Annotated in this window: 24 protein-coding genes; 18 read left to right on the forward strand and 6 right to left on the reverse strand. The window is 31.5% G+C overall.

The features are described 5' to 3' along the window. Positions 1 to 25: 25 nt before the first annotated feature. From GN138_RS01295 to GN138_RS01305, 3 genes are read right to left on the reverse strand one after another with little or no spacing between them, the layout of a single operon-like run. Entirely contained in the window at positions 26 to 658 is a 633-nt protein-coding gene (locus GN138_RS01295; protein WP_157361509.1) for a nitroreductase family protein, read from the reverse strand. 8 nt (positions 659 to 666) lie between these two features. Continuing rightward, a complete protein-coding gene (locus GN138_RS01300) occupies positions 667 to 1,332 on the reverse strand; it encodes an NAD(P)H-binding protein (protein WP_157361510.1) in 666 nt (221 codons plus the stop codon). Between the two features lies 1 nt (position 1,333). Next, positions 1,334 to 1,918, reverse strand: coding sequence for a TetR/AcrR family transcriptional regulator (locus GN138_RS01305; protein WP_157361511.1), 585 nt, complete (start codon positions 1,916 to 1,918; stop codon positions 1,334 to 1,336). 161 nt (positions 1,919 to 2,079) lie between these two features. Here GN138_RS01305 and GN138_RS01310 point away from each other — a divergent pair, with 161 nt between their 5' ends. Then, positions 2,080 to 2,835, forward strand: a complete 756-nt coding sequence (locus GN138_RS01310) for an aspartate/glutamate racemase family protein (RefSeq protein WP_231743013.1) — start codon at positions 2,080 to 2,082, stop codon at positions 2,833 to 2,835. A gap of 1 nt (position 2,836) precedes the next feature. Here GN138_RS01310 and GN138_RS01315 read toward each other — a convergent pair whose 3' ends face one another. Next, positions 2,837 to 3,181, reverse strand: coding sequence for a winged helix-turn-helix transcriptional regulator (locus GN138_RS01315; protein ID WP_157361512.1), 345 nt, complete (start codon positions 3,179 to 3,181; stop codon positions 2,837 to 2,839). A gap of 238 nt (positions 3,182 to 3,419) precedes the next feature. On the opposite strand from GN138_RS01315, the gene nfsB reads away from it, so the two are divergent. From nfsB to scpA, 15 genes are all read left to right on the forward strand, one after another. Then, entirely contained in the window at positions 3,420 to 4,079 is a 660-nt protein-coding gene (nfsB, locus tag GN138_RS01320; protein ID WP_157361513.1) for an oxygen-insensitive NAD(P)H nitroreductase, read from the forward strand. A 336-nt stretch (positions 4,080 to 4,415) separates the two neighbouring features. Next, positions 4,416 to 4,559 (forward strand): hypothetical protein, encoded by a 144-nt coding sequence (locus GN138_RS01330; protein ID WP_231743014.1) that lies wholly within the window; start codon positions 4,416 to 4,418, stop codon positions 4,557 to 4,559. Positions 4,560 to 4,686: 127 nt separating this feature from the next. Then, entirely contained in the window at positions 4,687 to 5,400 is a 714-nt protein-coding gene (locus tag GN138_RS01335) for an SDR family NAD(P)-dependent oxidoreductase (protein ID WP_231743015.1), read from the forward strand. A gap of 206 nt (positions 5,401 to 5,606) precedes the next feature. Beyond that, positions 5,607 to 5,807 carry a CsbD family protein gene (locus GN138_RS01340; RefSeq protein ID WP_157361514.1) on the forward strand — a complete coding sequence of 67 codons (201 nt, stop codon included), beginning with the start codon at positions 5,607 to 5,609 and terminating at the stop codon, positions 5,805 to 5,807. A 214-nt stretch (positions 5,808 to 6,021) separates the two neighbouring features. Further along, positions 6,022 to 6,642 (forward strand): MarC family protein, encoded by a 621-nt coding sequence (locus GN138_RS01345; RefSeq protein ID WP_157361515.1) that lies wholly within the window; start codon positions 6,022 to 6,024, stop codon positions 6,640 to 6,642. A 46-nt stretch (positions 6,643 to 6,688) separates the two neighbouring features. Continuing rightward, entirely contained in the window at positions 6,689 to 7,285 is a 597-nt protein-coding gene (kefF, locus tag GN138_RS01350) for a glutathione-regulated potassium-efflux system oxidoreductase KefF (protein WP_157361516.1), read from the forward strand. 5 nt (positions 7,286 to 7,290) lie between these two features. After that, positions 7,291 to 9,183 carry a monovalent cation:proton antiporter-2 (CPA2) family protein gene (locus GN138_RS01355; protein WP_157361517.1) on the forward strand — a complete coding sequence of 631 codons (1,893 nt, stop codon included), beginning with the start codon at positions 7,291 to 7,293 and terminating at the stop codon, positions 9,181 to 9,183. An 81-nt stretch (positions 9,184 to 9,264) separates the two neighbouring features. After that, positions 9,265 to 9,426 carry a hypothetical protein gene (locus GN138_RS01360; protein WP_157361518.1) on the forward strand — a complete coding sequence of 54 codons (162 nt, stop codon included), beginning with the start codon at positions 9,265 to 9,267 and terminating at the stop codon, positions 9,424 to 9,426. A 503-nt stretch (positions 9,427 to 9,929) separates the two neighbouring features. Then, positions 9,930 to 10,337 carry a methylmalonyl-CoA epimerase gene (gene mce / locus GN138_RS01365; protein WP_157361519.1) on the forward strand — a complete coding sequence of 136 codons (408 nt, stop codon included), beginning with the start codon at positions 9,930 to 9,932 and terminating at the stop codon, positions 10,335 to 10,337. 36 nt (positions 10,338 to 10,373) lie between these two features. Then, positions 10,374 to 11,933, forward strand: a complete 1,560-nt coding sequence (locus GN138_RS01370) for an acyl-CoA carboxylase subunit beta (RefSeq protein ID WP_157361520.1) — start codon at positions 10,374 to 10,376, stop codon at positions 11,931 to 11,933. Continuing rightward, positions 11,933 to 12,292 (forward strand): OadG family protein, encoded by a 360-nt coding sequence (locus GN138_RS01375; protein WP_157361521.1) that lies wholly within the window; start codon positions 11,933 to 11,935, stop codon positions 12,290 to 12,292. The genes GN138_RS01370 and GN138_RS01375 overlap by 1 nt, the downstream gene beginning before the upstream one ends. A gap of 92 nt (positions 12,293 to 12,384) precedes the next feature. Further along, on the forward strand, positions 12,385 to 12,804 hold the full coding sequence (locus tag GN138_RS01380) for an acetyl-CoA carboxylase biotin carboxyl carrier protein (RefSeq protein WP_157361522.1): 420 nt from the start codon (positions 12,385 to 12,387) through the stop codon (positions 12,802 to 12,804). 56 nt (positions 12,805 to 12,860) lie between these two features. Beyond that, entirely contained in the window at positions 12,861 to 14,183 is a 1,323-nt protein-coding gene (locus GN138_RS01385) for a sodium ion-translocating decarboxylase subunit beta (protein ID WP_157361523.1), read from the forward strand. A 224-nt stretch (positions 14,184 to 14,407) separates the two neighbouring features. Continuing rightward, positions 14,408 to 16,198, forward strand: coding sequence for a methylmalonyl-CoA mutase family protein (locus GN138_RS01390; protein WP_157361524.1), 1,791 nt, complete (start codon positions 14,408 to 14,410; stop codon positions 16,196 to 16,198). A gap of 4 nt (positions 16,199 to 16,202) precedes the next feature. Beyond that, positions 16,203 to 18,335, forward strand: a complete 2,133-nt coding sequence (gene scpA / locus GN138_RS01395) for a methylmalonyl-CoA mutase (RefSeq protein ID WP_157361525.1) — start codon at positions 16,203 to 16,205, stop codon at positions 18,333 to 18,335. Positions 18,336 to 18,527: 192 nt separating this feature from the next. On the opposite strand, the gene meaB is transcribed toward scpA, so the two are convergent. Beyond that, positions 18,528 to 19,532 carry a methylmalonyl Co-A mutase-associated GTPase MeaB gene (gene meaB / locus GN138_RS01400; protein ID WP_157361526.1) on the reverse strand — a complete coding sequence of 335 codons (1,005 nt, stop codon included), beginning with the start codon at positions 19,530 to 19,532 and terminating at the stop codon, positions 18,528 to 18,530. 279 nt (positions 19,533 to 19,811) lie between these two features. On the opposite strand from meaB, the gene GN138_RS01405 reads away from it, so the two are divergent. Together GN138_RS01405 and GN138_RS01410 are read left to right on the forward strand one after the other, a co-directional pair. Next, positions 19,812 to 21,101 carry a sensor histidine kinase gene (locus GN138_RS01405; RefSeq protein WP_157361527.1) on the forward strand — a complete coding sequence of 430 codons (1,290 nt, stop codon included), beginning with the start codon at positions 19,812 to 19,814 and terminating at the stop codon, positions 21,099 to 21,101. A 32-nt stretch (positions 21,102 to 21,133) separates the two neighbouring features. Further along, complete coding sequence (locus GN138_RS01410) at positions 21,134 to 22,057, forward strand: 1-phosphofructokinase family hexose kinase (protein ID WP_157361528.1); 924 nt, start codon at positions 21,134 to 21,136, stop codon at positions 22,055 to 22,057. Positions 22,058 to 22,114: 57 nt separating this feature from the next. Here GN138_RS01410 and GN138_RS01415 read toward each other — a convergent pair whose 3' ends face one another. Next, the gene (locus tag GN138_RS01415) at positions 22,115 to 24,112 is read right to left on the reverse strand and encodes a collagen-binding domain-containing protein (protein ID WP_157361529.1); all 1,998 of its coding nucleotides are present in this window, start codon (positions 24,110 to 24,112) and stop codon (positions 22,115 to 22,117) included. Between the last annotated feature and the right edge of the window lie 144 nt (positions 24,113 to 24,256).

Raw genomic sequence — 24,256 nt, forward strand, 5'->3', positions numbered from 1 at the left:
ATATTATATGATATTACAATAAGATTTACTCTATTACTGTAACTAAATCTTCCATTGGCTTTCTAACCTTTACAAGGTCAACTAGCCAATCTTCATCGGCATTTCTATATCCAATAGGCAATAACACAGCGCTTCGCAGTCCTTTTTCGCGTAGGCTTAAAATTTTATCTACAGCAGCAGGATCAAAACCTTCTAAGGGAGTTGCGTCCACGCCTTCAAATGCAGCAGCCGCAATGGCTTGAGAAAAAGCAATATAGGCTTGTTTTGCAGCATGATTAAAGTTCTCCTCAGCATCTTTTTGAGGATAAGCATTTAATAACATTTGGCGATAATTTTCCCAACCTTCATTTTTAAAACCTCTGATATCGTTAGTTAAATCAAACATATAATTAATTCTATCTGCAGTATAAGTATCCCAAGCTGCAAATACGAGTAGGTGAGAGCAATCTGTTATAACCGATTGGTTCCAAGCTACCGGTTTTATTTGTTCTTTTATCTCTTGATTTTTAATTACTATAATTTCAAAAGGCTGTAATCCACTAGATGTAGGTGCTAAACGTGCAGCTTCTAGTATTCGTTCTATTTTATCTTCTGCAACTTTCTCACCATTCATGGCTTTTGCAGCGTATCTCCAGTTTAATTTTTCTAATAATTCCATATCTAATTTTAGTTGTTTTTTGTGATTCGTTTTATATCGTTTGAAGTAATTATAACGTCTCTATGATTAGTACTATTTGCTATAATTATCATGGCTTTAGCCATTTGTTTTGGATCTGTTATTTTGAATTTTTTTAGTTTTCCAAAGAATAAAGGCTGAATGACTTTAAACAGTACTTTTCCAATCATTTCTAGCGTACGACGTTCTTCACGACGACCACCAATTAATGACGGTTGTAGAATAACTGTTTTTTTAATGTCTTGTTTTAACACATCGCGTTCCATTTCGCCTTTTGTTTTATTGTAAAACACGGTACTTTTTGCATCTGCACCTAAAGCTGAAATAACTATAAAAGTCTCTATACCATTGGCTTTAGCTAATTTTGCTGCCGAAACCGGAATCCCGTAATCTATTTTTTTATACTGATCTTTGTTAGGTGTTTTGGCTTTTGTTGTACCAATACAACAAAACACCTGATCTCCAGTAAAATCACTTTTAAATTGTTCTAGCTCTAACAAATCACCTATAAATTGAGTGACTTTACTTGGTAAACCTTTAAGTTTTGAACGTGAAAATAACTTAATACTTTCGTAGCGCTTATCATTAATAAGTTGGTCTAATAATAAACCACCTGTTAAGCCTGAAGCACCTAATAAAATTGCTGTTTTTTTCATGTTATTGACAAACTTTTATACTACTCCAAGCAGATTGATAGGCTTCTTCTAAATGCACTTTGTCTAACTTAAAAACACCTCGTTTCTGTATCATCATTAGAAAGGATAAGGGATTAATGGCGTAGGCGTAAAGTAAATAATCAGACAATGGTTTTATAATACCGTCTTGTCTACCACGTTCCCAAAGGTCTAGTAGTGGTTGCAAGTGTTTTATGCCTTCTTGTCTGCTTACTTCATCAATCATTGGTGTGTTGTCACATTGTGCTAAAAACATGGCGTTTTCACACTCTTTAAGTTTAAAATCTGCAATACGGTTCCAAATTAATTTAAAGCCAACTTCTACTGGCATAGTTTCATCATAATTAGAAAATGCATATTTTGTGTATTTGGCTTTAACCTCTATATACGTCTTATTTACTAAATCTTGTTTGTTTTCAAAATACAGGTAAATTGTAGCAGGAGAAACCTTTGCCATTTTGGCTATTTTACTCATAGGAGTAGCATGAAACCCATTATTGTTTACTAACTCAATTGTTGCTTTTACCAAAGCGTTTCGTTTATCAATGCTTTTTTGAAGTTTTCCCATTTTTATACTAATTGAGATACAAAGATATAAAAAAATGAATGTTCATTCTTTTTTTTAACAAAGGTTTAAGCTTAGTGCAATGAAAACAATAAATTATAATAATATTAAGATAAAATTAATAGTAGATGTTTTTAATTTGAAATTCAATTTCTCAAAGCACAATGATGACAAATAAAATGATAGGTATAGTTGGAGGTGTAGGTAGTTACGCAGGAATCGACTTAATTAAAAAGGTTTATGATTTAACCGAAGCAACTTCAGACCAAGAGCATTTACCTGTATCTATGCTGTCTGTCCCACATAAAATTATTGACAGAACAAAATATCTTTTAGGTGAAACCGAAACTAATCCTGGGATTGCAATTACCGAAATAATAGCCTCTTTAATAGCTAGTGGAGCTCGAATTATTGGAATACCTTGTAATACTGCACACGCTAAGCCTATTTTAAGTCTAATTGAAAAAAGTATCCCGAAGTCTTGTGTTTTGGTTAATTTAATAGAAGAAGTAGGATTGTATATTTCTACAAAGCATCCAGATATAACTAGAGTAGGAGTATTAGGTACTACAGGAACCATTTTGGCAAAAGTATATCCAGAAGTTTTATCTAAATATAATATTGAAGTCATTCAACCTTCAAAAGATATTCAAGATTTATTTGTACATCCTTCTATTTATGATACATCTTATGGTATCAAAGCATTTTCAAATCCTGTAAATGAAAAAGCGAAAGAAAACTTAAGTATGGCAGCAACCTATTTATCTCGTAAAGGTGCACAAGCTGTTATTTTAGGATGTACCGAAATACCATTAGCTATTCAATACGATAAAATTGAAGATAGTTTAATAATTGATGCTACAACCGTATTAGCTAGGGCATTAATTAGGGAATCTAAAAAAATGGAATTAAGCAATTAAATTATTTAATAATTTCCCTTTTTCCTTCAACAACATTAACACCCCAATCTGCAATAGATTGTACCACAGGTATTAACGTTTTACCAAAATCGGTTAACGAATATTCCACTTTTAAAGGTGGTTTAGAGGTGTAAACCTTTCTTTTTACAATACCATCTTCTTCCAAGGTTTTTAATTGTAAACTTAATGTGCGTTCAGTTACAGTAGGCATTTCTTTTCTAAGCTCATTGTATCGTAAAGTCTTATCAATAAGATGAAATATAATTACCGTTTTCCATTTCCCACCAATTAGTCCCATAGTTAAACTGGCACAACAAGGGTATTCTTTTCCTTTAAATTTATACATAGTATTTGTTTAAATAAGTACAAAGGTATTGTACTATCATTAATTATACAACTATACTTTTTATAGTAAATTTAACATTCGTTTAAATCTACTGATATTGTTGAGTTTAGACCTTTTTATACTATAAAAAATTAAACTATACTTTTTGACCGTTATTGCACAGAATGTAAACTACAGATACTTTTGTTACTATAATTTTGATAGTATAAATTAAATCCATAATAAAAATCAATTAAAAATGAATTTAAAAGAAACATTAAACTGGAGATACACTACTAAAGAATTTGACCCAACCAAAAAAATATCTGAAGAAGATATGAATCAAGTTAAAAGCCTTTTAAGAATGAGCGCTTCAAGTGTTAACTTACAACCTTGGCATTTTATTATTGCTGAAACTGAAGAAGGAAAAGCACGAATGGCTAAAGGAACACAAGGCTTTTTTCATTTTAACGAACCAAAAGTAACTAACGCTTCAGCTGTGGTGCTTTTTTGTGCAAAAACCGATGCTAATGAAGATTACTACAAACACATTGCAGATGTAGATGATAAAAACGGAAGATTCCCTAATGAAGATGTTAAAAACGGATTTATAGGTGCTGTAAAAACATTTGCAGACATACATAAATACGATTTAAAAGATTTAAATCATTGGATGGAAAAACAAGTATATCTTAACATAGGTAGCTTTTTGTTAGGTGTTGCTACTTTAGGTATTGATGCCACACCAATGGAAGGTATTGATGTAAAAGCTTTAGATGAAGAATTTGGTTTAAGAGAAAAAGGTTTTACAGCTTTAGTAGCGGTTTCCATTGGATATAGAGCAGAATCTGACTTTAACACAACCGATAAAACACCAAAATCTAGATTACCGGAAAGCGAAATCTTCACTGAAATATAAATTGTAACTACGCTCTAAAATCGTTTTCCGACCAAACAATATATTAAAAAATGTTAATTTGGTTAACAACAGAAAAAAGCCACCTAATGTAAAACACATTCTGAGTGGCTTTTTCATTTTTTAAAAGGTTTAATTAATTATAATTATGGCAAGAACAATTCTAGAAAATATCGTTATTCAGCAATACAAAGAGCAAACATTTTTCTCGTTTTGCGAGTACACCAGTATTCGTTTTTTCGAGATTCTATATTTTGAATCGGGTAGTGGGCGCATTAAAATAAACGGAAATACGGTTAATTATACACCAAATAGCATTTTTGGTTGTATGGCGATAATATGCAGATACCACGAGGAAGCACCAGTAGTTATGGAAATATTAGTAACAGCAATAGTATTAAAGACGTTGCATTAGAAAATGTTACCGCTCGCCAACGTTGGAGTTTACCTGATGGACCAAAAGATACTGTTGCACCATTCTAAAAGATAGAATACTTTACAAATGAATTAGAAACGTCAGTTCGAGTGATTATTCTTCAGAAGACATTCTGAAGAATAATCGTATCGAGAACAATTTAGGGCTGACATTTCAACAAAAAACATAAAAAAAATGAAAACCATATTAATAACAGGAAGTACCGATGGCATTGGGAAACTAACCGCTTTAAAACTAGCTAAAGAAGGACACCAAATATATCTTCATGGTAGGAGTGAAGACAAATTAAATACCGTAATTAATGAACTAAAAGAAGCTTCAAAAAACCAAAACATCAAAGGTTTTGTAGCCGATTTTTTAAATTTAAATACTGTAAAACAAATGACTGAACAAATTAAAAATGAACTACCAAGTTTAGATATTTTAATTAATAATGCAGGAGTTTTAAAAACACCTTCAAATAAAACCAAAGACGGTTTAGATATTAGAATGGCTGTAAATTACTTGGCGCCTTTCATCTTAACAGAAAACATTATTTCGGTTTTAGAAAAAGGAACAAATACAAGAGTGGTTAATTTAAGTTCTGCTGCGCAATCCACTGTAAAAAAAGGTGTTTTAACTGGAGATGTTTCAATTAATTCAAGTGATTCTTACGCACAAAGTAAATTAGCTTTAACCATGTGGTCGTTCAATTTTGCAAAACAACATCCAAATATTACAACCATTGCTGTAAATCCTGGTTCGTTATTAAATACAAAAATGGCGAAAGAACCTTATGGTCAACATTGGTCGCCTGCGGAGAAAGGTGTAGATATTTTATATTCTCTAGCCATGGATAGCATTCATGCCAATAAAACAGGTTCTTATTTTGATAACGATAGAGGTTGATATAAGAATGCGCATCCAGATGCTTATAACGAGTCTAAAATTGAAACATTGTTAGATTTAACCAGCAGTTTGGTTTAAGTTATTATTCAGCATTTTTTTGATTTGAACTAAGTTTTAAATCGATAGCGTTAAGTAAAGCTTTAAGTTAACTGTAATTTTACAAGCGTAGACCAATAGTGGTTTATATAACATTAAAAGCATATAAAATGACGAACGCTGTAGAAGATAAATTAAAAGGAAACTGGAATATTGCTAAAGGTAAGCTGAAGCAAAAATGGGGAAATTTAACCGATGATGATTTAGATTACCAAGAAGGAAAAGAAGATGAATTAGTTGGTAGAATCCAGAAAAAAACAGGAGAATCAAAAGAAAAAGTAAATGATTTTTTAGATAGTTTAAAATTCTAATTATCATTTAACCTTTATAAATAAATGCTGAGATTAATTATAATTAGTCTCAGCATTTCTTATATTATACCAATAATAAAATTTATAGCTTCATTAAAAAAATAACAACTATTGATATTTTAAAATTCTACTGGACTAATTTTCTTAAATAAAACAAAATATTTTGGTGGCATAGCAGATATTCAAGTTCTTGCAGGATTAATTTTAAATCAATATGGATAATTTAATTACGTTTTCAATAGCTGTGTTTACGGCATTTTTTGCGATAACAAACCCTATTTCTAATATGACGGTTTTTCTGTCATTAACGCAAGGTGCACATAGAAAAACCAAACATGATATTAACAGACGCTCTAATTTTATAGCGTTTATAATCGTCGCCGTATTTGTACTTTTAGGTAAATATATTTTTGAATTATTCAACATTACAATTCCTGCTTTTAAAATTACAGGTGGAATTCTAATATTTTTTATAGGTTTTGATATGCTTCAGTCTAAGCAATCTAATGTAAAAACAATTGATAATGTAGATATAGATGAAAATATTGCTGTTTCGCCTTTAGCCATTCCAATTTTAGCAGGTCCAGGAACAATTGTAACGGCTATGAATTTTGTTGCTAAAGCAGAAACAGTGCACATTATACTAGTGATAGCCATATTTGGTTCCATGAGTTTATTAACTTATTTTACGTTTAGATTAAGTGATTTAATTGTAAAAATTGTAGGTAATAATGTAATTTCTGTAATAGGAAAAATAATGGGATTAATTATTGCCATTATTGGAACAGGCATGATTATAACAGGAATTAAACTCGCCTTTAATTTAGTAGCTTAATTTAAACATTTAGAAAATTTAGAGCAGATATTATATAAATTGAAGCATGAAAAAAATATTAATCCTTTTCGCTCATCCCAAATTTGAAAAATCTCGAGCAAACTTAGCTTTAATCAATCAAATTAAAAATAAAGAAAACGTTACTATTAATGATTTGTATGATGAATATCCTGATTTTCATATCGATGTACCAAGAGAACAAAAATTATTAGAGCAACATGACATTATTATATGGCATCATCCATTTTACTGGTATAGTTGTCCGCCATTAATGAAACAATGGATAGATATGGTATTAGAATTTAATTGGGCTTATGGACCAGAAGGAAAAGCCCTTCACAATAAAATCTGCTTAAATGCCATAACTACAGGAGGCTCTAAAGAAGTATATTGTTCAGCAGGTTACAATAGTTTTACAGTAGAGCAATTTTTAAGACCTTTTGAGCAAACTGCAAATTTATGTGGCATGACGTATTTTCCACCTTTTGCAGTAATGGGAACTCATAACCTTTCCGATGAAAAATTACACGATTATAAAATTAACTACGGTACATTAATAGATTTATTACAAGCTGAATTAACTATGAAAGACTTTAAAAAAATGTCTTTCATTAATGATATTCCACAACTTAAAAGCACTTAAAATTTATGACTGGAAGTTTACTTTTTGAAGCCATTGTATTTCTAGCAGGTGCCATAATTTGTGTGTCCATTGCTAAACGATTAGGCTTGAGTTCTGTGATAGGTTATTTATTAGCTGGCGTTTTAATCGGTCCTTATGTTCTAGGTTTTATTGGTGAAGAAGGCGAAGATATTTTACATTTTGCAGAGTTTGGAGTTGTCATGATGTTATTTCTTATTGGATTAGAAATAGAACCTAAAAACTTTTGGAATATGCGTAAAACCATACTTGGAATGGGAGGAATTCAAGTAGGAGGTACCATGTTATTATCGTATTTATTGTTCTATTTCTTAGGATATAATTGGGAAGTCGCATTAGTAATTTCCATGGCTGTAGCTTTATCTTCTACAGCTATTGCTATGCAGACCATAAAAGAAAAAGGGTTGATGGACACTACCTTTGGAACTAGCGCTTTTTCAATTTTACTGTTTCAAGATATTATTGTGATTTTTATGATTGGTGCAATGCCTTTATTATCTAATTCTAATGAAGAATTACATACAGACAGCCATAATGAATCTCTCAGTTTAATTGATAGTTTGCCATTAGGTTTTCAAACGTTAGCAATTATTTTATCAGTGGTTATTGTTATAGCTTTAGGTCGTTTTGTCATTGTACCAATGCTAAGAAAGGTTGCAAAAACAGGTGTTCGCGAATTGTTAATTGCTGCAGCATTTTTAATTGTATTTGGCATTGCTCTTATTATGGAATTGGTAGGTTTAAGTCCGGCTTTAGGTGCGTTTTTAGGTGGAGTCGTTTTATCGAGTAGCGAGTTTAAACATGAATTAGAAAGCACCTTAGAGCCTTTTAAAAACCTGTTATTAGGTTTGTTTTTTATGGCAGTTGGTGCGTCTATTAACTTTATCGTTATTGCTAAAAGTCCGTTAACTATAGCAGGCGTTTTAATCGCCATTATTGTATTAAAAGCTATAATTTTATATATTACTGGTAAAGTTTTCAAATTGAAACTAGACCAAAAATTATTGTTAACCTTCAGTTTAGCTCAAGTTGGAGAATTTGCTTTTGTATTACTGTCTTTTGCATTCGGACTTAATATTTTAGAACAAGAACAACTGGATATGTTGTTAGTAATTACAGCATTAAGTATGGCTTTAACTCCTATAATAAGTATCATAAATGAGCGTTTTATTCTTCCAAAAGTAGGAACCAAAGAATCCATTCAGCGACCTATGGACCATATTGCAAAATCTCAAAAAATAATTTTGGTTGGTTTTGGACATTTCGGGAGTACTGTTGGTCGTTTTTTAAGGTCTCATGGTGTAGAAGCCACCGTTTTAGATCAAGATTCTAATCGTGTTGATTTTCTTCGTAAAATGGGGTTTGAAGTGTATTATGGAGATGCAACGCGTATAGATTTGTTAGAATCTGCAGGAATTGCAGATGCTAAAATTATAATTATTGCTACTAACAGAGTAAAGGTTTCTAAAGCCATTAGTAAAATTGTGGAAGAAAAATATCCTCATGTAGAACTAATGATTCGTACTAAAAACAGATACGATGCTTATGAGTTGTTAAACCTTGGTAGAGAAAACATTTATAGAGAATCTTTAGATACTTCATTATCGCTCGCAAGTGATGTGTTACACAAATTAGGTTTTAGAAAATATACTTTAAACAGACAGGTTAAAAATTTCATCAAGTACGATGAGACAAGTTTAAGACGATTAGCTAAAGCACCTAAACGCGAGGAAGATTATATTTTTAAAGCTCGAAAAGAATTACAAGAGCAAGAAGAATTGCTAGAAGCTGACTTTAAAAGAGGTATCGTAGATTTTGATAACCATTGGGATAGTGAGCATATTAGAAAAGCGCTTGAGAATTCTAAATCAAAAATGTAATGGGAAAAAGATACCACATATTGTATTTAATTCTAAAAACCTGATAACAGGGGTATTGAAATCTTAACTATTCAAAATCTGGTGTATCGTAAAAATGAAGTTTTAGACCATCATCCCGAAAAAGCACACCAAGTCGTTGTTAATAAGATGGAGTTATATACCGAAGGAGAAAGCCAACAACTTATAGATTTTGTTTGGCATGATGTGCAAAAAAAGCATTCGATAAAGTTCATTTTAGAATAAAGCAGATATTTACCATTTTTAGCCCTAAGTTAATCTTTCTTTTAGCTATAATAATTTTAACCTTTATATGGTAAAACGAAATTATATTTCTAAAAATTAAATTATGAAAATAGTAGTAGTGAAGAATTTAGTGCAAACAATGTTATTTCAGATTTTGAAAAAACTACAGTTAGACCACATCTATCAATTCTGGAAATGATGTTATACTTCAAAAACAATCAACATTAAGTATTTGAATTAAATTTCTACAAATTATATAAAATTCAACGTATTAGATAAATAAAGAGGATAGAACTTAAACTATCCTCTTTTTTATTTTTTATAACATAAGGTTTAGCTAAAATAACGTTAAGAATTTACTCAGTATTTTCATAAAACTAACCAATTCATTAGAAATTAAATAATAGAAAAGCAATAAATTTTTATTACATGACATCTGTCATATAATACAAAATTAACCTAGACTAACTTTGATGCAAATTAAACAACTTAATTATTTAATCATGAATATTTCTCATATAGAGCATTTGGGTATAGCAGTAGATAATCTAGAAGAAGCCATAAAATACTATGAACAGGTATTAGGGATGAAATGCTATTCTATAGAAGAGGTTGTCGATCAAAAAGTGAAGACAGCCTTTTTTTTGGTAGGTAATACAAAAATTGAATTATTAGAAAGTACATCACCAGATGGTCCTATCGGAAAATTTATTGCAAAAAAAGGTCAAGGAATCCATCACATTGCATTTGCAGTTAATGACACCAATGAAGCTTTAAAACTTGCAGAAGAACGTGGTGTAACTTTAATTGACAAAACCTCTAGAAGAGGCGCAGAAGGCTTAGATATAGGTTTTTTACATCCAAAATCTACATTGGGTGTTCTTACAGAACTATGTTCTAAACAAGATTAATTTCAAACTATTATAAAAGATTAGCAAAACAACATTATGGCAAATCAAGATAAAATTAACGAGCTCATAGAAAAAAGAGCTAAAGCCAAATTGGGAGGAGGAGAAAAACGAATAGACTCACAACATGCTAAAGGTAAATTAACAGCTCGCGAACGTATAGATATTCTTTTAGACGATGATAGTTTTGAAGAATTTGACATGTTTGTAACTCATAGAACAAAATCTTTTGGATTAGATAAACAAATATTCTTGTCTGATGGTGTTGTAACTGGCCACGGAACAATTGATGGTAGAATCGTCTATCTTTTTGCTCAAGATTTCACGGTGTTTGGTGGTTCATTATCAGAAACATATGCCTTAAAAATTTGTAAAGTAATGGATATGGCAATGAAAATAGGAGCACCTATAATAGGATTAAATGATTCTGGTGGTGCACGTATACAAGAAGGTGTTAGGTCATTGGCAGGTTATGCAGAAATTTTTCAGCGTAACATAATGGCTTCTGGTGTTATACCTCAAATATCATCCATACTTGGTCCTTGTGCAGGTGGAGCGGTTTATTCGCCAGCATTAACAGATTTTACAATTATGACTGAAGAGACCAGTTATATGTTTGTTACTGGTCCTAAAGTGGTAAAATCAGTAACGGGAGAAGTGGTTTCAGCAGAGCAACTTGGTGGTGCCAAAATACACTCCACACGTTCTGGCGTCTCTCACTTTTTAGCTAAAGATGATGAAACTAATTTGTTGTTAATAAGAAAGGTACTGAGCTATATGCCTTCTAATAATTTAGAAGAAGCACCAATATTGAGTTGTAATGACCCAATAGATAGATTAGAAGATGCTTTAAATGAGATTATTCCAGAAAATCCTAATCAACCTTATGACATGGTTGATGTTATTTCAATAATTACAGATAATGGCGAATTTACAGAAGTACATAGAAACTATGCAAGAAATATTTGTGTAGGTTTTGCAAGATTTAATGGTCGCCCTGTTGGTATTGTGGCTAATCAACCAAAATATTATGCAGGTGTTTTAGATATTGATGCCTCTCGCAAAGCAGCGCGTTTTGTACGTTTTTGTGATGCTTTTAATATTCCTATTGTCACTCTGGTAGATGTACCTGGCTTCTTACCTGGAACAGGGCAAGAATATGGCGGAATTATTTTACATGGTGCTAAATTATTATACGCCTACGGAGAAGCTACTGTACCAAAAGTAACTATTACACTGCGTAAATCTTATGGTGGCGCTCATGATGTAATGAGTTGTAAGCAATTAAGAGGCGATATAAACTATGCTTGGCCAACGGCAGAAATTGCAGTAATGGGAGCAAAAGGAGCTGTAGAGGTTTTAGAGGGCTCAAATATTAGAAAAATTGAAGACCATTCTGAAAAAGAAGATTATATACAGCAAAAAGAAGATGAATACACAGAACGTTTTGCTAATCCGTATCAAGCTGCTAAATATGGTTTTATAGATGATGTCATTGAACCTAGAAATACACGCTTTAGAATTGTTAGAGCTTTAGAATTACTTCAAAATAAGAAAGATGTAAATCCACCAAAAAAACATTCAAATATTCCATTATAATGATACAACTATTAATTAGCACAGATCCCATAAGTGAAGGGTATGTAATTTTAATTACAGGATTATTAATTGTTTTTAGTGCCTTAGTTATTCTAGCGCTTTTCTTTAACTACGGACTACCTGTAATGCTTTATATCTATAAGATAATTACCAAAAGAAAAGACAGAAAAATCAGTGATATAAAAGTAAAAGGAGACAGTGGTTTTACAGGTGAAATTTCAGCAGTTATAGGAGCTGCAGTACATATGTACTTAAGTGAACAACACGATGTTGAAAGCGGAATTTTAACAATTAAACAAGTAAAAAAGGCCTATTCACCATGGAGTTCTAAAATATATGGTATTCAAAATAAATTATAAAAATTGAAATGAGCATATTCAAAATTTTATTGTTAAAAATAACAATAATTAAAGTACAACATGTGCGCATAAAACTCAATAAATAGAAACAGATGAAAAGTTATAAATTCAAAGTTAACGAAAACGGTTATACTGTAAATATAAAGTCGCAAGAGGATAATGTGATTAATCTAGAAGTCAATGGTACTTCATTTGATGTTATAATGAAAAAAGAGATTAAGCAGTCTAAAACACCAACCTTGGTGCGTTCGGCTTCAAAACAACCTGCGGTGCCATTAAAGGTTAATCCAAAATCTACAACAACTAAAATTGTAGCACCAATACCAGGTGTAATTTTAGCTCTTAAGGTAAATGTTGGTGACACCATAAAAGAGAACGATTTACTTTTAGTTCTTGAAGCTATGAAAATGGAAAACAATATTGTGGCTGAAAAATCTGGTGTAATAACGGCTATTAAAGTTGAAGTAGGGCAGCAAGTATTACAAGATGCCGTAATGCTAGAATTAGAATAGGCATTTTAGATGTAGTGTTTTTCACTTAAGTATACTAACCATTAGTTAACAAAAAAATGAAGAAATTAATTATAATATTTAGTGCATTATCGTTACTGATTTTTATAAGACCAGTACTTGGATTAGGCACAAATACAAACCCTACAACAACTACTGTAGTAAGCTCTACTCAAACAGATATTACAGAAGATAAAAGTGTTTTAGATGGTGCATTTGATGGTATAAAAAAGTTTTACAGTTATACAGGATTTGCAAATTCTACATCTGGAAACGTAATAATGATTATTATAGGCATCATTTTTATTTATTTAGGTATAAAATTCGATTATGAACCCTTATTACTTATCCCAATAGGAGCAGGAGTTATTTTAGGAAATATTCCTTTTGTCGCCGGAAACCAAACAGGTATTTACGAAACTGGTTCTGTTTTAAACTATCTATATTTTGGTGTGGTAAAAGGGGTCTACCCTCCGTTGATATTCTTAGGTATTGGTGCTATGACCGATTTTTCGTCATTAATTGCAAATCCAAAATTAATGTTATTGGGAGGTGCGGCACAAATTGGTGTTTTCGCCACATTTTTAGGAGCTATTTATTTAGGGTTTAATCTACCTGAAGCTGGCGCTATTGGTATTATAGGTGGTGCAGATGGGCCAACAGCTATTTTCTTATCTTCTAAATTAGCAAACGGTGTAAACATATTGCCAGATGGTACAACCGTTAAAAACTTAATTGGGCCAATAGCCATTGCTGCGTATTCATACATGGCATTAGTACCAGTAATTCAGCCACCATTAATGCGTATGCTAATATCTAAAAAAGACAGAAAAATTAAAATGAAGCCACCAAGAGCTGTTACACAAAAAGAAAAAATGATTTTTCCGGTTGTAGCTTTAATATTAACTACGTTTATTTCTCCTAGCGCATTACCATTGTTAGGTATGCTTTTCTTTGGTAACTTACTTAAAGAGTCTGGTAGAACAGAGCGTTTAGCAGATACTGCAAGAACCAAATTAATAGATATTGTTACCATTTTATTAGGTGTAACAGTAGGAGCATCAACGCAAGCTGATATTTTTATAACTAAAGATTCTATGTTAATCTTTGGACTTGGAGCAATATCATTTGTTATTGCCACTTGTGGAGGTTTGTTATTTGCTAAATTTATGAATCTATTCTTAAAAGGTGACAATAAAATTAATCCATTAATTGGTGCTGCAGGTGTTTCAGCAGTTCCAGATAGCGCAAGAGTTGTGCATACTGAAGCCTTAAAATCAGACCCAACTAATTATTTGTTAATGCATGCTATGGCTCCAAATGTTTCAGGTGTAATTGGTTCTGCAATTGCTGCCGGTATTATTTTAAGTTTTTTAGGATAAATTTTCTTTTTATTTAAATGTGTACAAACACACATTTGTAAATTTTAAAGTCATCAAATACCAAATGCCATAACAGATAAAAAGGCTTTTAAACATATAAAATCTAGAAATAGGGTTTAATTATGGTGGTTATACCAATTTAGATTTAAGAGATAGTTATAAAGCTATTTTTGAAAGATTTGGAAGTAGTTTAATGATAAAATAATTTGATAATAGTAATTATTATGAATAACAATAATAAACCACTCTTTTCAGAATTTCCACCTGTAACAACAGAACAGTGGATGGAAAGAGTTACAGCCGATTTAAAAGGTGCTGATTTTGAAAAAAAACTAGTTTGGAAAAACTTAAATGGTATTAAGATTCAACCTTGTTACAACAGTGAAAATAACATCACTCAACTTAAAAATACAGGAGAGAATTCTCAATCATTAGTCAATTATCGTACAGTTGCTGTTTGCTGTTCTGAAACAGGAAATGATTTAGCAAAAAAAGCCATTGAAGAAGGACTTAATGGAATCATTTTTCAAATTATAAACAATGTTAAAGTTGAAGAACTTTTAAAAGATATAGATTTAAATACTGTTACAGTATCCTTTGAATTATATAATAACACCTTAAAATTCACAAAAGAATTAGTCGAATTTGCAAAAAATAAAGACTTAAAGGGATACATTAACACTAGTCTAATATCTAGCTATGTTACAACTGGTAATTTTGATGACAATAAGATTGAAATTACAGCAGAATTAATAAAGTTAACAGCAGATTTCCCAAATTTTAAAGCACTTACTATTTCCGGAACTGAGTTTTTAGACTCTGGTGCTAATCAAGTTCAAGAGATCGCTTATACTTTAAATGCATTAGTATTTTTAACAGAGAAACTAAAAGAAAAAGGTGTTGCTGTCCAAGACGTTTTTAACAACTTAAATTTTCTATTGGCAATAGGTTTAGAGTATTTTGTTGAAATAGGTAAATTTAGAGCTTTCAATAATTTATTAACCGAAATTGCTGCTAAATATAATGTTTCCGATTTTTCTAAAATCTTAACGGCAAAAACATCTATTTGGAGTAAATCAATAACAGACGCAGAAACTAACTTATTACGTTGCACTACTGAAGCCATGTCTGCTATTTTAGGCAACGTAGATGGCGTATTAATTGATCCTTACGATAAAGAGTTTAAAAGTGCTTCGGATTTTTCAAATCGTATTGCAGGAAATATTACTACCATATTACGAGAAGAGTCTTATTTTGGTAAAGTATCTAATCCTGTAGATGGCTCTTATTACATTGAAGAGGTAAGTACTAAAATTGCAGAAAAAGCTTTAGAATTATTTAAAGCTATTGAAGCTAAAGGTGGATTTTTTAAAGCTTTTGAAAACGAAACTATACAACAGCAAATTGCAGAAATTCGACTTCAAAAATTAAAACTAATAAGCCAACGTAGAATTGCAATGGTAGGTGTTAATAAGTACCCTAACTTAATGGAAACCGTTGAAGCTAATCTTCTTTCTAAAGGAAGCGTTGATAATACAAAAGTATTAACACCACGACGAGCATCTCTAGAAATTGAAGCCATGAGACGTGTTACAGAAGAGATAGTAGCAACAACCAATGTAAGACCAATTGTACAACTAGCCAGTTATGGAAATTTAACCATGCGAAAATCCAGAGCAGCTTTTGCTTATGATTTTATTGGTGTTAGTGGTTTTGATATCCAGCAAGAAGAGACCTTTGAAAATGCTGAACATGCGGCTACAGAAACGGCTAAATCAGATGCTCATGTGGTTGTAATTTGTAGTTCTGACCAAGATTATGATGAAACAGCCCTTAACTTTATAAAATCATTTAGAGCATTAAATACCAACAAAGTATTACTGTTAGCAGGTGCTCCTAAAAACATGGACGAATTAACTGAAGCTGGTTTAGATGGTGTGGTTAATATGAAAACAGATGTTATTGTAACACTAACCAGCATTCAAGATAAAGTTCAAAAAACCTTAAAATCTTAAGACTATGCGACCAGATTTTTCAGATATAACATTAAATTCTGCGGTTAAACAAACGGTTGAAGCTTCAGAAAATAAAGACATTTGGAATACACCAGAAGGTATTCCTGTTAAAAAACATTTTTCAAAAGAAGATATTGCTAAAGCAGAGCATTTAAGTTATTCTGCAGGAATTCCTCCATTTTTAAGAGGTCCTTATAGTGCTATGTATGCTATGCGTCCATGGACTATTAGGCAATATGCAGGTTTTTCCACAGCAGAAGAGTCTAATGCATTTTATAGAAGAAACCTAGCTGCAGGCCAAAAAGGACTTTCAGTTGCTTTTGATTTGGCGACGCATCGTGGTTATGATTCGGATCATCCTCGTGTAACAGGTGATGTTGGTAAAGCTGGTGTTGCTATAGATTCTATCTTAGATATGGAAATTTTGTTTGATCAAATTCCTTTAGATAAAATGTCGGTTTCTATGACCATGAATGGAGCAGTATTACCAATTATGGCTTTTTATATCGCTGCAGCAAAAAAACAAGGCGTTGCTTTAGAAAAATTGTCTGGCACTATTCAAAATGATATTCTAAAAGAATTTATGGTTCGTAACACGTACATATATCCACCATTGCCTTCTATGCGAATTATTGGCGACATTTTTGATTATACCACTAAATACATGCCTAAATTTAACTCTATTTCAATTAGCGGTTATCACATGCAAGAAGCTGGTGCCACTGCAGATATTGAATTAGCTTATACCTTGGCCGATGGTATGGAGTATATTAGAACTGGATTAAAATCTGGATTAAAAATCGATGAGTTTGCGCCACGTTTATCTTTCTTTTGGGCAGTAGGAATGAACCATTTTATGGAAATAGCAAAAATGCGTGCAGCACGTATGCTTTGGGCAAAAATTATTAAACAATTTAACCCTAAAAATCCAAAATCAATGGCATTACGTACACATAGTCAAACGTCTGGTTGGAGTTTAAGTGAGCAAGACCCTTTTAATAATGTCGCCCGTACTTGCATAGAAGCTATGGCTGCCACATTAGGAGGCACACAATCTTTACATACAAATGCATTAGACGAAGCCATAGCATTACCAACAGATTTCTCTGCAAGGATTGCGCGTAATACACAAATCTTTATTCAAGATGAAACACAAACCACAAAAGCTGTTGACCCTTGGGCTGGTTCTTATTACGTAGAATATTTAACTCAAGAGATTGCTAAAAAAGCTTGGAAACTTATTGAAGAGGTTGAAGAGCTTGGTGGCATGGCAAAAGCTATTGAAACAGGTGTGCCAAAATTACGAATTGAAGAAGCATCTGCTCGTAAGCAAGCCCGTTTAGATTCTGCACAAGATATTCTTGTTGGCGTTAATAAATTTAAAACCAATGAAAAATCGAATATAGAAATTTTAGAAGTAGATAATACGGTTGTTAGAAATTCTCAAATTGTACGTTTAAATAAAATGAAAGCTGAACGAAACTCAGAGTTAGTGGCAGCAAATTTAAAAGCTTTAGAAGATTGTGCAGGTGGAGGAGAAGGTAACTTATTGGCTTTAGCTGTTGAAGCTGCTGAGAATTTTGCTACTTTAGGTGAAATATCTGATGCTTTAGAAGTTCACTTTGGCAGACATAAAGCAGATACTAAATTAATAAGTGGTGTGTACGGAAAGGAAGTGAAAAGTGATAATACGTTTGCCAAAGCTTTAAACATGACGGATAAATTTGCAGAAATAGAAGGTCGTCGTCCTAGAGTTATGATTGCAAAAATGGGACAAGATGGGCATGATAGAGGTGCAAAAGTTGTATCTTCTAGTTTTGCAGATTTAGGCTTTGATGTGGATATGGGAGGATTATTTCAAACACCTGAAGAAGTAGCAAAACAAGCCATAGAAAATGATGTACACTTTGTTGGTGCTTCTAGTTTAGCAGCAGGTCATAAAACATTGATTCCTCAATTAATTGGTGAATTGGAAAAAATGGGCCGACCAGATATTATGGTTTTTGCAGGTGGCGTAATACCAGCACAAGATTATAATTATTTATTAGAACGAAAAGTGGTAGCCATTTTTGGTCCTGGTACTGTGATTTCTGAAGCCGCAATTACTATTATGGAAAAATACTTAGAGCAAGAATAAGCGTTTAGTCTTATATTATAATATAAAGCCTAATCTTGTAAGAGGTTAGGCTTTTTTATTATGGCTTATTGTAACCATAAATGCAAAATTGGTTTTCAACTAAAATTATAATAACGGATTAAATATTTTAAAATAAAAGGCCAGAGTATTCACAAAATGTTATGATTTTAAAACCCAAATGTAAAAATCAACTTAAAATGAGTTTTTGAAGGTTTTTAGAATTTGCTGAGCTGCTTTTACAGGTGAGATTTTAGAGGCGATAATATCTTTTTCTAAAATTGAAAGTTGACTTTTAATACTCTTTGACCCATAAAACAATTGTTTTAATTCATCATTGATGTTATTGTACATCCATTTTATTTGTTGATGATTTCTATTTTTAAAGAAATAACCATTGTCTTTAACTAATGTTTTAAATTTTAAAATCTCATCCCAAACATTAGAAATTCCAATATTTTTTAAAGCAGAAGCAGTGGTTACCACAGGGCTCCAACCAGACTCAGACATAGGGAAAATATGAAGTGCATTTTGGTACTGAACTCTTGCCAATTCACTCATTTTAATATTGTCTCCGTCAGCTTTATTTATAACCACCATATCAGCCATTTCCATAATACCTTTCTTTATACCTTGCAATTCATCTCCAGCACCAGCAAGCATTAATAATAGAAAGAAATCAGTCATGCCATGTACTGCAGTTTCAGATTGTCCTACACCAACAGTTTCTATTAAAATAACATCATAACCAGCTGCTTCACAAAGTAACATGGTTTCACCAGTTTTATTAGAAACGCCACCCAAAGTATCTCCAGAAGCAGAAGGCCTAATATAGGCGTCTTGCAATACTGCCAATTGTTCCATTCTTGTTTTATCACCTAAAATACTACCTTTAGAGCGCTGGCTGGTTGGGTCAATAGATAAAATGGCAACTTTATGTCCTTGTTTTATCAAATGCAATCCAAAGACTTCAATAAAAGTACTTTTGCCAACACCTGGAACTCCTGTAATACCAATACGAATTGATTTACCAGACTTTGGTAGTATACTTTGAACAATTTCTTTAGCTAATAATTTATCGCTTTCTAAGTTACTTTCAATAATTGTAATTGCTCTAGATAGAATAACTCGGTCTCCATCTAATATACCATCAATATATGCCTGAGAATTTAGTCTGTTTTTTGGTTTATAGTTTTTCATTTTTGGTATTAGAAAATTGAGAATTGTAGAGTGATTTTCGTTCTAAACAAAGATACTCATAATCAAAAAAAAGACCTCAAATATTGGTAGGTATTTAACTGATTTTTCAAGCTAATTTTATTTTAATTTACATAGCAGTTTTAAATAAAAATAGCGCTCTATCTAAATAAATTTGATGATTAAAAAATTATATTTTTTAAAACTTAATTTTATTTTTATAAATGGATAGAGTATATTTCAAACAGATTTACGCTCAACACTTTAATAATCTAATTACAAATGAACAAGGAAGAACAGTTATTAAGAATAGAGAAAGATAAAATAATTGAAAGACAACTTAGGTTTCAGCAATTATTAATTAGTATTTCTACTACGTATATTAATTCAGATTTATCAGATATAGATGATTTAATTCATAAATCATTAAAACAAATTGGAGAGTTTGTAGAGTCCGACCGTAGTTATGTTTTTTCATACGATTTTGTTAATAATACAACCTCAAATACTTATGAATGGTGTAGTGATGGTATTGAACCCGAAATAAACAATTTACAAAATATTCCTATTGATTATATTACACATTGGTTAGAAGCACATAAAAAAGGCGAAGCTTTCTATGTAGAAGATGTGAGTTTATTACCAGAAGATGGCGAATTTGGATTACGTGCTATTTTAGAACCGCAAGGTATTAAAAGTTTAATTACTATACCAAAAATTAAAAACGATGAACTGATTGGTTTTGTTGGTTTTGATTCGGTAAAAAAAATTAATAAATACAACGACAATGAACAAGATATTCTCTTTGTTTACGCAAATATGCTAGTTAATGTTATTCAACGTAAAGAACAAGAAGAAAAGATAAAAGTTCAGGAAGAGAAGAAAGAACAACTACTCAAAGATTTATCACTTCAAAATGAACAATTAAACGAATATGCACATGTGGTGTCTCACGATTTAAAAGCACCATTAATAAATATTCATACCTTGGTTGGTTGGTTTATGGATGATAATAAATCTAAAATTGATGAAAAGGAGTTTTACCCATTAGAACAAGTAATATTTAACGTTGAAAAAATGGATAATCTTATAAAAGGAATTTTAGATTATTCTACCATAGACAAATTAGAAGCTCAAGACACCTTAATTAATTTTAATACTATGATAAATGAGGTTACAGAAACGCTTTTAATACCTGAAAATACCTCTATCAAAATTCAAAACAATTTACCAAGTATCTCTGGTAATACTTGGCGATTTAAACAAATATTCCAAAATCTGATTCAGAATGCAATAAAATATTCTGATAAAGCCAATAACACAATAGAAATAGGCTGTATTGAAAAAGACGATAAATATGAATTCTTTGTAAAGGATAATGGAATAGGTATTAAATCTGACTATTTTGATAAAATATTCAAAGTTTTTACAAAGTTGGAAAGCACAGGCTCTTCTTCTGGAATAGGATTATCTATTGTAAAAAAGATTGTAAACTTTTACAATGGTGAAATTTGGTTAGAAAGTGAAGAGGGTAAGGGTACCACTTTTTATTTTACATTATTAAAAAATTAATTTTTACATAGCCATAAAATAGCATCTAAAATATGAATATTGTTACTTTAACCGTTAATCCTGCATTAGATAAAAGTGCAAAAATTGCACAGCTTTTACCTGAACAAAAATTAAAATGTAATGCCATTGAGTTTCAAGCTGGAGGAGGCGGTGTTAATATTTCTAGAGTGCTGCATACACTAGGCGTAAAAAACAATTGTGTTTTTACTTGTGGAGGCGATACTGGTAAAAAATTAAAAAAATTACTAGAAGACGAACAATTACAAATAACACCAGTAAACGTAGAGGCATGGACACGCGAAAATTTGGCTGTTGTAGATGCTAAAACCGATTTACAATACCGATTTGGTATGCCAGGAAAGGGGTTAAGTAATACTGAAATAAAAACATTAAAAAATACTATAAATAAGCTAGTTACAGAGGATTCTATTTTTATTCTTAGTGGAAGTATTCCAGATGATATGTCTCCTAGTTTTTATGTGGAATTAATAGAAGATTTAACAGCTAAAAACGTAAAAATTATTATAGATACTTCAGGAAAAGCTTTAAAGGAAAGTCTTAAAAAACCCGTGTTTTTAATGAAACCTAACCAAGGTGAATTAGCACAACTAGCAGGAAAAGATTTTCTAACAAAAACTGAACAAGAAGAATTTGCTAAGCAATTAATAAAAAATAAACAAGCAGAATACGTTGTTGTTTCATTAGGTGCAAGAGGTGCGTTTTTAGCGTCTTCAAATGGAATTTTTTACCAAAATACTCCTTCAGTAAAAGTAAAAAGTACCATTGGTGCTGGTGATAGTATGGTTGCTGGTTTAGTTTATGGTATCGTACAAGGTTTTTCTTCTGAAAATATTTTAAAATGGGGCGTTATATGTGGTGTAGCAACCACAATGACTGGCGGAACTAATTTAGCTACTCAAGAAAACATGGAATTAGTAGAAAGACTACTAAAATGAAAAAGCCAGATAAACTATAATGTTATCTGACTTTTTTAATTATTTAAATTATGTTATCTAATTAGAAATAACCTTTTTGTATATAACACCTTCAGTTGTTGTTAATCGCACAAATAATACCTGGTTTCCAATTACAGCATCAGTTAAATCTACCTTAATTATATTAGCACTCTTATTTATTGAGTTTTCAATACGTTTTAGCAAATTACCTTGAATATTAAAAATTTCTATAGTTGCATTAGCATCTATATTAGACGTGTATTTTAAATTTAGAATACCTTTAAAAGGTAATGGGTAAACTTCTAAACTATGAGCTGCTCTACCAGCACCTTCAAAAGCACCTTCGCAAACATCACCAATATAATTATTGTTTTCATCTAATTGGTCTGGATTAAAAGTTTCCAAGCAATTATCTATACAATCTGCTACACCATCACCATCTGTATCTGTATAACCTTCATCTATAAGGCCATCACCATCATTATCTAGACCATCACAAAACCATTCTAGTTCTTGAACCTCACAAGCATCTCCAATACCATTTCCGTCTACATCTAATTGATCAGGATTGTAAGTATCTACACAATTATCTACACAATCTGCAACACCATCACCATCTGTATCAGCAAAACCTTCATCTACAACGCCATCACCATTATTATCAATACCATCACAGATTTCTTCTGGTTCTTGTACCTCACAAGTGTCTCCAATACCATTATTATCTTCATCTATTTGATCAGGATTGTAAGTATCTACACAATTATCTACACAATCTGCAACACCATCTCCATCTGTATCAGCAAATCCTTCATCTACAACACCATCACCATTATTATCAATACCATCACAGATTTCTTCTGGTTCTTGTACCTCACAAGTGTCTCCAATACCATTATTATCTTCATCTATTTGATCAGGATTGTAAGTATCTACACAATTATCTACACAATCTGCAACACCATCTCCATCTGTATCAGCAAAACCTTCATCTACAACGCCATCACCATTATTGTCTATACCATCACAGATTTCTTCAGGTGTAGAATCATCAGGAATATCTATAGTAGAATCAAAAATATAAGGATGAACCTCTCCTGAATTTTGTTCAAACATTTCTACAATAATTTGACCATCAATATTAAAATTACTTCTATTATTAAATCGCGCTTCTGGTGCATAAATAGTACCGTAAATTTGAGCACCACCAGTATATGTTATAGTAGATGTAATATCAGGGAAATTGATTAAAATATATGGCGCATAACTTAATGGGCTACCAACTATATTTGGCCAACTATCTATAATTACCTCATTACCATTAGCACTATCTGTAATATTAATTATAAAAGGAGCATCTGTTGATGGCACTTGATTGTTAAATTTTATTTCACTCAAGGCATTAAATTCTGCAACAGTTAAATTGATAATATTAGTTTCATTTGGTATTAAATCAATCCATAATTTACCATAATTATATTCAGATGCCGTCCAGGTTGTATTAGTTGGAAGCGTACCTAAATAATCTGAAATCGAAATAAATTCTATAAAAGCAGAACTAAAATCTACCTGAGGATTTTCTGCAATAGAATTTGAGGTTTGTTGAGTTGCTAGAGCAATTCTTGGTGTACTATCGAAATTTCCTCCAAGGGCTGTAATTCTAGTATTGGTCGCAACATTGTTTTGGTCAACTTCAAAAATTGAACTTGTAGATAAATCACCTATTTTAACATAGTTGTTCTGTAAAATTTGTAACTGACCAGAATTATAATTAATCTTTCCTGCGACCACTAAAGCAGTAGGTTGTGTATCTTGATTGTAATAGTTTACACCACCAAAAATGTTAATAGTTCCATCTAAAGTAAAATCACCACCAACAGCCCAAGAACCTTCGGTTTCTGTTCTAATAGCAATGGCATCACCAGACGTAAAAATATTAAAATTTGTAGCAGCTTCAGTTGGATTAATAGGATTAGTTTGGGCTTCTATATAATTTGTAACACTAAAACAGGAGCAACCAACAACTAAACTAAATAGTAGTTTTTTTAATTCCATAACAATATATTTTGTAGGTTAAGTACATCAAATTTAATATTTTAAACCTAAAAAAAATGTCAGTCATCGAATAATTGAATTTTCACTCTATTTTTTCGATGAACTGCACGGATTTAGAATTACACGCTTTAGTTTAAGCACAAA

This window comes from Winogradskyella endarachnes (genome assembly GCF_009741275.1).
In the GTDB taxonomy this organism is placed as follows: domain Bacteria; phylum Bacteroidota; class Bacteroidia; order Flavobacteriales; family Flavobacteriaceae; genus Winogradskyella; species Winogradskyella endarachnes.